The following is a 6,484-nucleotide window of genomic DNA, read 5'->3' as shown; positions in this document are numbered from 1 at the left end:
TCCAAGCCATGACACACTCCTGCGGTGTGTACATCGTGTTCTGAAACAAAGAATTAAAATCTTATGTGTAAAGGATGAAACTAGTACGTACCGACTGTATAGAAAGTCACATGGGTTACACTTTTACTAGTCAATTCTATACAATAGCCTCTGGTATTTCAATGAAGGATACTCATTAGCTGTATGATCATAAACTGCTCATTTACCTTTTCTTTTAGATAATAGTCGCCTGATTTTTGATCGATAAGTTTCTTTTGCAATTTTGTTAATTGATCCCAATAGTCGACGCTACAAGAAAGATCACCAGGTTTCAATTGGTTGCAGTTATATTTTACCTTACAAATAAAATCAAAATCAGATTCAACTGGACATTTACTAAAAAGCGTTGGATCGGGATTGGTTCTACAATAACAACCATGAGCAAAACTCTTTTCTCTGGCATTTAATGTTTCTATTAATTTCAATAGATCTGCGTGAAAAATATTATCTTTCTTTTCTAATGGAATTGCTGCCTTTAGTCTACGTCTCATCGATTCATTCATCGCGCATTCCTGTAAATCGAATGAACATTCCCTAAATACATTACTGAATTTTTTTTCAGAAGGAATCTTAGGTTTCTTTTTATCAATCGCATAAAGCTTTTCTTGTTCTTCTACTTCCAGAATATGGTTTAATACTTCTTCAAAAACTAAATCTTCATGGCTTGTACCAAAAAAATAATTTGGAACGAGGAAAATATACCATGGAGATATGTCTCTACTTAGTACGACTGTTCCTTTCGAGATAAATTTATTTTTGACAACCCCTATCTGATAACCTGTGGACTCTAACAAAGGCACAAGAAAAAGACTGAAGATAAAAGAGCCATAATTTAAACTTTCATCGTCAGAACTTCGTTCAATAGTAATATCGATTCTATCTTCCAAATTATTTTCACACTGGAGAGTGGCTCTATTGACTCCGTTTTCTACATCAACACTTACCTTGCCATTCTTACTCTCTATATACCGCACATTGAATTTACCACCCCAACAAATACTTTTTTTGAGTTGGTCTACTTTATAAGTATGATCTGCGCGAATAGTCATCATCTCACAATTCAAAAAGAAGATAAAAAATAAACTTAAAACAAAGTTATTTTTCATATATCTTTTCCCGATTTTCAAATCTCAAAATAGCATTTTTCATATTTTCATAATAGATATTATTTGCATTTTCATAATTAGCAGAAAAATTCCATCTAAATAAACTATATAACGGACTACCGACTTTTAAAATTTTTCGATGAACAACTAATGATCTAAACTGATACAAATTTTCAAATTTAATATCCAATTCAGTATCGATGCCGAATGGTAGAATAAAAAATGTTCCAGTAAAAAACGGTAACGATGTAAATGCACGTGCCATCTGAGAATTCTGATTTGTTTTATCTTCGAATGCAATAGTCACTATTACAGTTTTTTCACTTTTATTATTTGTGCACTCGTCGAGTGCTTCAAAAATTCCATCATTATAAAGGCTAAACCTACCATCTCTACTGATTCTAAAATCTGAATTATCAGAAAGAACATAATTAAAACCCCCGCACTTTTCTTGTTTTAGTTTTCTTTTCGTTTCTGCTCGATCTGGCAACATCACCATCCCTGCACAGTGAATGGTGATGATTGTGATTAGTAATGGTAAATATTTTATCATAATTAGTGCTGAGTAATCCCATTCCTTATTGATGGTATTTTAATCTCTCAAATGCTTTTGGGATTTTTTGTTTCATAGTTTCCAGGGGAAGGAATATGAGAGAAATTTACATCTACACCAAACATTGTCAATAGGGAAATGGGTTAGATAACGCGAGTTTAACTGCGACTACAAAAACCAACACAATAACAACCATCATCAGATTATTTCCCAAATAATTTACCTTTAATTTAAAAATTTGTCCTAGCGAATTCTATGATACATTCGACTTTTCTTATGCATAGTATCCATGATATGGATTTCAAGACGAAACATCTCCCTCTGTAGTGATATTCATGGTATTCATATTCAAAAACACTAAAATAAAAAATAAATTGCCTAATCGAGCATAGTTTCCAATTTGCATTCAAAGTTTTTTAAAAATTAAGATGCAAGAGATAAAAATCAACACTACGACAGATGTAAAAAAAGATTCTATCATTACTGGATTCGAACGGATCCTATTTGAAAAAGATAGTCACGGGAATATTTGGATCGGTGCTTGGAACAAAAGCCCTATTCTATATAAAAACGATGGGAACCAGATCACACGTTATGAATTTCCAGTGGGATTTTATCTAGCAAGCGATAACCCTTTTGACTCCAATCAAGATTCTGTGTACTTTGGATCCTCAAAATCCGTGATCTGCTATAAGGATGAATCCTTTTATACATTGCCTTCTCCAGAACTTTCCAACTCCTCTCCCTATCAAATTTTAAACATCGGTCTTTCTGTTTATGTAATCTTTGCCAGCACAAGTGCAAGAAAACATATCCACAGATGGAATGGGAAACACTGGGAAATATTAAACTGTAATTTGGAGTTTGAAAACCTAAGGAATTTAAAACAAGTAAGCAGTAACCGAATTTTAGTGACGGAAAACAATACAGAAATCGCTTATATCCTGGATTTGGATGGTAAATTTGTTTCCGAATTTGCAACTAGCGGTGCGCCGATGAATGTGAAAGTAAATTCAAAGAAGATTTTTTTATTTTCCGATTCCAAACTAGAAGTTAGAAGCAAAGACGGTGAACTCATTCATGTTTTAGATTTATATGATGAAACCATGAAGTCCTATTTTGGGTCTTATCTTGAGTTTATTGATATCTCTATTGTGGATGAGTCAAACCTACTCCTTTTGTTAAAAGAAAGAAATAAAAAACCTACAAAAAAACACTTTTTGAACTTTAATTTAGATACATTAACTTTAACCCCTCATCCTCTTTACGACCAACTCACTGGAGATATGAATCTATTACGTTTTGAAAAAGACAACCTCGGAAACTATTGGTTTAAAGTTTACGGAAACCATTACTCAGAATCATTTTTTACATTAAATACGGAACTGGCGCTATGAAACAAACCACTAAACTTAATCTTACAAAAGAAGATTTTTATTTTGGCAATTTAAAAGAAATCATTATAGATCGTATGTTAGTATTTCAATCTTTAAAGGATACTTTCCGAAAGACAGCAGATACAAACAAAAACAAGTTTGATCAGAGTTTTTTAAAAGAATTCGAAGCCATGTATGGATTTAAACCCGGTAAAGAAATATTAGAATGGGAAAACCTAAAAAAAGCATATAGATCCATTATGTTTGAGGTTGCCGATGTTTGGAATATGATCGATCATCATTCTGCTGAAGAAAAGGAAATGGAGGAAGATGAGGACGGCGGTTTTGATTATGCTATTTCTTCTACAGAAAAACTCGTAAAATCACAAGATCCTGAAGAAATCCTTTCTTGGTTAGTGGGAACATACAGTGGCCTAATGTTTTTATTCAATGGTTCCTATATCTTTGCCTCTGATGGAGGTGGTGACACATGTTGGATCAATTTACTTCCCAACGAAAATGGTTCTATCGAAGTCAATCATTACAATCATGAGATTGGAGAATTAGAAAACCTTCCTTATTTTTCCATATCACATTTCATTGCAGATAATTGGAACAACGATACCAATGAAAGTTATGAGGAGGAAGATGAGGAAGAATTCGAAGAGGAAAATCCAGATAAAAAAGAAAAGGAACCCATACTCACCTCTCAAATCAAAGAAACAATCATCAAAGCTTTTGAAAAAGAAGCGACAAAGCTCTATGAAAACAAACCGATCTATCATAATTCTTTGGATATGTTCGAAAGGTCCGCTTGGTTACTCGGACATAGTTTTGGTGACCCCGCTTATGCCTTTACTGAAAAGTTAGCCGATGCTCCTTCTTTTACTCTTTGGGAAGAAGAGAAAGTAGACATCAAAAAACATCCTAACTTAGCAGCGTATTGGATCCTCCATCACTTCTATTTAAAAAATGATGATGCTTGCCGGGAAACCATCAAACTTGCTAGTAAATCCAAAGGGAAAATAATACCAACAATCAGTGCCCATGTGCTTGGTTATTTGGATGGGAAGTCTAAATCATTATTCAATCTTCCGTCAGAGAAAGTAGAAAAGATTCGAACCCAAACATTCAGCAATGCTGACCCCAAACAAATTGAACCTAAGAATTTAAAATTATACAATGATAGCCTCGGTTTATCCAATCTAAATACCATTTCGAAAAAGGAACTGGAGACAAGACTGGGAAAAGAAAAGGATCTTTTTCAATTGATGGAAGAGTATCCAGATGATGTTACGGCTCATGATACAATTTTGAAAGAAATAGCCAAAAAAGATAAAACTCTAAAGAATCTGGTGGAAGATTATTTTCGGGAGCGCACCGATAGTGCTTACAATACTTGGCCATACAATCCTGAAAAGTTAGACAAACGACTTTCCGTTGCGATCAATGCAGCTTTTCGACAAGGGCTTAAGTATGATTCAGAAAATAAAAAAGCCTATTGTGGTATCACCAAAACGATAGGTATGTTAGATGATGATCGCGCGATGGTATCTCTCAGGGAAGCAGTTCATAAACTCAAACAAGATGACCCCAGGATGGAATATGTGGTGGAAGCATTAATCAATAGCGACCATAAAGAATCCAGATCCATTTTAGCCGATGCCGCTTGGCGAACATTTGAGACTCTCGACAGTATCAAAGAGACTAAAGAAAAAGTGCAAAAAGAAGGGCCTACCTTGAACAATATGTTCACTGTGTACACTCACTTGAATGAAGCCTTACAAGAAAGAATATTAACCTTAGATGAAGTATCAGTAAAACTCATTCAAAAACTTTTGAGTTATAAAGACCACTTTGGATATTTTGGAATCAGTGTAGGAAATGCCTTTGCTGTCTGTGCTCATCTTGATTTAAAAGAACATATAGAGACGATAGCAAACTATGTGAGGAAAAGTTTTCAATTCAAAGGAAGAGATAATGGAGCTTATCTGGAGCTAAGTTCCATTATCAATTTATCGGAAGCCTCACTTGCATGGGCTAAAATGGAACCAGAAAAAGCTAAATTAGAGTTATATGAGTTCTTTTCAAAAATAGATAACTCTGCTTATCCGGGAATTGCCATTGATTTGAAGGCCTGTTATGTAGCTGGGTTATTACGATTAGAACCAGACAATTTTGAATACACAAAATTTGCGGAACGAGTTTTGGGAAATCGCGGAGACCAAGTTCGAGTGTATGGAATTATCCGTTGTATTAGAAAACAAGAATTACAAAAATTTAAAGACTATCTTTGGTATCCTATCTATGCAGACCCAGATCCTATGGTGGATTATTCTTGGAGTTATATCGAAGTAGAGGCAAGGAGAGCATGGTTCACTCTGACAAAAGAAGAGGCTCCTGCTTATGATTCTTCGGATAAGTATGCGAATTCACTTTCTAAAAACAAATCATTGTTACCTGAGGCCATCCTCCATCCAGAAAAGTATAGCATCCAACATGTATTCGAAAGAATTCGCGAAACCAAATACAAACATGAAGATGTAGTGCGCTACGGCGGGCCTTGGCTTGTAGATTCCTTGCGTTATTCCTTGGATGAATACAAATATTCAGGATCGTATGACCGCTGGGAAGCCATCAAAGCTTTGTTCTTTCAAGGACGAGAGGTGTATCCATACTTTTTGGAAATTTTCCAATTACCTTATGCAGCCCCTTCCTGGAAAGCCTACCTACTGCAATTTATGCGAGTGATGGAACCGGAATCTCTCAAATGGAAGAAGGTTCTTACAATGGAGGCAAGTGAAATTATATCCCTACTACAAAATCCAACTCCCGATTGGTATGTATGGACTGATTTACTCGCAGCCCAAATGTTTTTATTAGAAGGAGATTCTTCTTTTGATCTAATCTCCCAAGTGATCGAGAGAAGGCTGGCGATCACAAACCATGAGTCTTATGATTCCAGTATTTATGAAGAGGCATTGGGATTAAGGTTACCACTCCTTTGGAGATGGTTCGGTAAAAAAGGGGATGATAGCATCCAGTCCCATTGGAAAAAAGCCGAAAAAGATTCAGAAACTCATACAATGCTCGATATGGCAGCCAGACGAAAGTTAGATGATAAACTCCCCGATATGCCGGAAATCAAAGAACCGGGGATCTTACTCACCTTCTATCCCGAACAAAGAGAATACGGGTGGCATACCTGGATCCATTTGACTCCGGAAACCATTCGATTCGGAACCAATGAATTTCATCTCCACTCTGTATTACCAGATTCAAAAACAGAATCAAGTATTACGGATTCCAAAAAACATTTAGAAACTGTATGGAAAATAGCACATATTTTAGGTTATACGGTGTCTAAGAAAAAACCAAAAGGGAAAAAGTAACGATCTCCCGACTTAGCC

Annotated in this window: 4 protein-coding genes; 2 read left to right on the top strand and 2 right to left on the bottom strand. The window is 35.3% G+C overall.

Annotated elements, in window-relative coordinates; translation table 11 throughout:
- Positions 1-158: 158 nt before the first annotated feature.
- A complete protein-coding gene (locus tag JWG41_RS09175; protein ID WP_205269631.1) occupies positions 159-1,145 on the bottom strand; it encodes a hypothetical protein in 987 nt (328 codons plus the stop codon).
- Positions 1,135-1,698: a hypothetical protein gene (locus tag JWG41_RS09170; protein ID WP_205269630.1), complete on the bottom strand. Its 564-nt coding sequence runs from the start codon at positions 1,696-1,698 to the stop codon at positions 1,135-1,137. Before JWG41_RS09170 ends, JWG41_RS09175 begins: the two co-directional genes overlap by 11 nt.
- Before the next feature lie 428 nt (positions 1,699-2,126).
- On the opposite strand from JWG41_RS09170, the gene JWG41_RS09165 reads away from it, so the two are divergent.
- Positions 2,127-3,095, top strand: coding sequence for a hypothetical protein (locus JWG41_RS09165; protein ID WP_205269629.1), 969 nt, complete (start codon positions 2,127-2,129; stop codon positions 3,093-3,095).
- A complete protein-coding gene (locus tag JWG41_RS09160; protein WP_205269628.1) occupies positions 3,092-6,466 on the top strand; it encodes a hypothetical protein in 3,375 nt (1,124 codons plus the stop codon). The genes JWG41_RS09165 and JWG41_RS09160 overlap by 4 nt, the downstream gene beginning before the upstream one ends.
- Positions 6,467-6,484 lie beyond the last annotated feature (18 nt).

The organism is Leptospira chreensis, assembly GCF_016919165.1.
Lineage (GTDB): Bacteria > Spirochaetota > Leptospiria > Leptospirales > Leptospiraceae > Leptospira_A > Leptospira_A chreensis.
The sequence above is the reverse complement of the archived record's forward strand: the minus strand, read 5'-3'. Positions and strand labels throughout refer to the sequence as shown.

Bases quoted from the DNA above. Each gene is read 5' to 3' on its own strand.
- JWG41_RS09165 (WP_205269629.1), top strand. From the start codon at position 2,127: ATGCAAGAGATAAAAATCAACACTACGACAGATGTAAAAAAAGATTCT.
- JWG41_RS09175 (WP_205269631.1), bottom strand. From the start codon at position 1,145: ATGAAAAATAACTTTGTTTTAAGTTTATTTTTTATCTTCTTTTTGAAT.
- JWG41_RS09170 (WP_205269630.1), bottom strand. From the start codon at position 1,698: ATGATAAAATATTTACCATTACTAATCACAATCATCACCATTCACTGT.
- JWG41_RS09160 (WP_205269628.1), top strand. From the start codon at position 3,092: ATGAAACAAACCACTAAACTTAATCTTACAAAAGAAGATTTTTATTTT.